We start from the raw sequence: 3,146 nt of genomic DNA, 5'->3' as shown, positions 1-3,146 counted from the left end.
CCGATCTCGATGTAGCGCTCGATCCGGGCCTGGGAGTCCGCATCCACGACCGGCGGGACATTGGTCGCCGGGTCGGCGGCATTTCCGACGATCAGGCTCGCCATCGCCTCGCCCAGTCGGTGGCAGAACGACTCGTAGGCATCTCCGATCACGATGATTCTTGAGCACGCTGAGCACTTCTGGCCCGCAAAGCCCGCCACCGATGCCAGCGCACCGGCCACAGCCTCATCGAGGTCCGCGTCTTCGTCCACGATAATGGCGTTCTTGCCGCCTAATTCGGCGATCACCCGCTTGATCTCACGCTGGCCCGGGCGCACCTCGGAGGCGGAGCGGATAATGCTGAGGCCCACCGCCTTGCTTCCCGTGAAGGCGATCACCGCGACACGCGGATCGTTCACCAGAGTCGGGCCGATCTGCTCGCCATCGCCGGGCAGGAAGTTGCTCACGCCCACCGGACAGCCCGCCGCTTCCAGTGCTTCTTGCAAGAAATAACCGACGCGGCAAGCCTGCTCACTGGGCTTGAGGATCACCGGGTTTCCCGCGACAATCGCGGCCACGGCCATACCGCAAAGAATCGCCAGCGGGAAGTTCCACGGCGCGATAATCACCGCGGGGCCACGGGCGTCATAAAAATACTCGTTCCACTCGCCCGGCAGGTTGCGCTTGCGCGGCTCCGAGAGGCGCTCCATCTCGGCAGCGTAGAAGTTGCAGAAGTCAATCGCCTCGGCCACATCCGCATCGGCCTCACGCCAGGGCTTTCCGACCTCGCGCACCATCCACGCCGAGATCTCAAAGCGGCGCTTCTCAAACTGCTCGGCGGTGCGCCGCAGCAGCTCGGCACGCTCTTTCACCGACACATCGCGCCAGCTCGGGAACGCCGCGCTCGCCGCGGCGAGCGCCTGCTCGGCCTGGGCAACACTGGCAAAGTGGGCCTTGGACGCCACCACCGCCGTCTCCGACGGGTCCAGGCGCTCGACGATGGTGCCTGTCTCTCGCTTGCCATTGATGACGATGGGAACGGAAAAGCCGAGGTCGGCCTTGATCTTATCTAGTGCTTCTTGCATCTTTTTCTGGTTCTCGGGGATCGCAAAATCCACCTCGGGGTTATTTGTGAATGCCTCCCCCCCATCCCCCGCCCGGCGGGGGGGATTCGCGGAAAGTTCCTTATTGTCCCCCCGCTCTGCGGGGGTTAGGGGGGAGGCCAACAGCGCATCGTCGGCGTTGGCATCGCCGGACTTGCGTATGAAACTATCGTTGGATGAGTTCTCTAAAAGCCGCCGGACGAGATAGGCCATGCCCGGAAGCAGCTCGCCAAACGGAACATAGGTGCGGACACGCTCGCCTTGCGCGGCAAGGGCGCGGCCAATGGGCTCGCCCATGCCAAAGAGCACCTGGTACTCGACCGTGCGTGGCGGGACACCCTTTGCCTCGGCGAGCGCCTGGGCTTTCGATGATGACCGGACATTATGACTGGCGATCGCGGGCCGGAGATGTTGCCAGTTGTCCAGCAAGAACTCCGTGCAGCGCTCGAAGCAGGCATCGGTGAGGGGCTTCTTCTCCCAGACGGGAACCGGATGGTGGCGCTGGGCGGCGATAATGGTCTCAAAGTCCCAGTACGCGCCCTTCACGAGCCGCACGTGCACCGGGACGCCGCGGGCAACCACCCAGTCGCGCAGCTCCACCAAGTCGTTCTCGGCACGCTTCAGATACGCCTGCACGACGATCCCCACATCGGCCCAGTTGGCAAACTCGGGCTCGGTGAAGATCTCGCGGAAGATACGGTTGGTGACCGTGCAAAAGTCGTGTTGCTCCATGTCGAAGTTGACAAAAAGCCCGTGCTTCTTGGCGGCGGAGAGAATCGGGTAGAGGCGCTCCTTCACGGCTTTCACGGTGGCATCGGCAGCCATCGGGTCAAAGCGGGAGTAGAGCGAGCTGAGCTTGACCGAGACATTGACCTTGGGAAGCTGGCCGTAGCTGGCTTTTTCCAGCTGGTCTATACTGGGCCAGTCTTTGGAGAGCCGCGCAAGGTCTTCAATCAGATCCAGATACTTCTTCTGGTACGCCAGTGCCTCGACCTCACTGATCACAGCCTCGCCCAGCAGGTCCATCGTGAAGGTCATCGGGACGCGGCGCAGGCGCTCGATCTCTTTGACGGCCTCAATCCCGTTGCGCCCCGCGATAAAGCGCCCGGCCATCATCTTGGCCCCGGTGTGCGATGCGAAGTGCAAGAGCGAGCGCGAGGGGCTGGTGCTGGAGAGTGCCGTGAGAAGCTGCGCACCGCCCGGAGGCAGAGAAACATCGGGCCGCACCAGATACTCCATCAAGTGACGTGCCACGGACTCGGGAGATTTCAGAGCGGGAAGCGCGTCCACAAAGCGAAAAAGCTCGATCTTGAGCTTCTCATCGCGCGTGGAGAGCGCCATGAGCTTGCTATAGAAAATCTCGGTGGCGCTGCCTTTTTTCTCTTGACGCCGCACTTCGCAGAGCAGGCGCTTGCCGCGCGACTGGGTGGCCTGCTCGACGGCCATGCTGGTACTCATGGCCGTCATTCTACCACAATAAATGCAGACTGTCCTAATTTACATCAACACGCTTCAAGGTTAGAGTCGCACGCTCATCAGCACCATCCTGTGTGGGAGAAAACTGGGTGAGAAAGTCCCAGGTCTCCCCGTTATAGCTCGTCCGAATTCTCCCCCGAAGCTCTGCCCCTCGGATTCCGAGAGTGATCCCTGCCATAGACTTGAGCAGATTACTCAGGCTAGGCCAGATCAAGGATGGAACTGCCAGTGCGACTTCATCAGGCACGCTCTCCAAACTGGCAGCCTGCTTAGTTAGGATCAGTGCCCGTCCCTCACGCCAAAAGCGTACCGCGAGATACGCTGGCTCTGGGTCGAGCGTGAGATTGTCCACCTGATATGCGATGGCATTGGCGAGGAGTGCTTCGGCTAACGTTTGGTTGGGGTCAGGCGTGGACATCTTCAGTTCTGTGGCCCCGGCCCTATACTCTGGATGATCTTCTCATAGACCGGCTTGAGAGTGTTCCAGTCAGTCTCGGCGCACTGGGCACGGAGGGAGTAGCGCTTGTCGCCGCCTAGGATCGTCACCCGGTAGCCGTGCATCTCGCGTCCACCGTCTTTTCCTGTGTA

At 61.5% G+C, this 3,146-nt stretch carries 2 protein-coding genes; both read right to left on the bottom strand.

Features of this window, described 5'->3' with window-relative positions:
- A partial coding sequence (locus AC1XOS_RS21635; protein ID WP_481964285.1) for a proline dehydrogenase family protein occupies positions 1–2,540 on the bottom strand: 2,540 nt, incomplete at its 3' end.
- Between the two features lie 34 nt (positions 2,541–2,574).
- A complete protein-coding gene (locus tag AC1XOS_RS21630) occupies positions 2,575–2,976 on the bottom strand; it encodes a hypothetical protein (RefSeq protein WP_481964284.1) in 402 nt (133 codons plus the stop codon).
- Between the last annotated feature and the right edge of the window lie 170 nt (positions 2,977–3,146).

This window comes from Armatimonas sp., assembly GCF_964826245.1.
This window is presented reverse-complemented; position numbering and strand designations above follow the sequence as displayed.

What these genes read in the sequence shown, in the direction of transcription:
- AC1XOS_RS21630 (WP_481964284.1), bottom strand. Translation starts at nt 2,976, where the DNA reads ATGTCCACGCCTGACCCCAACCAAACGTTAGCCGAAGCACTCCTCGCC.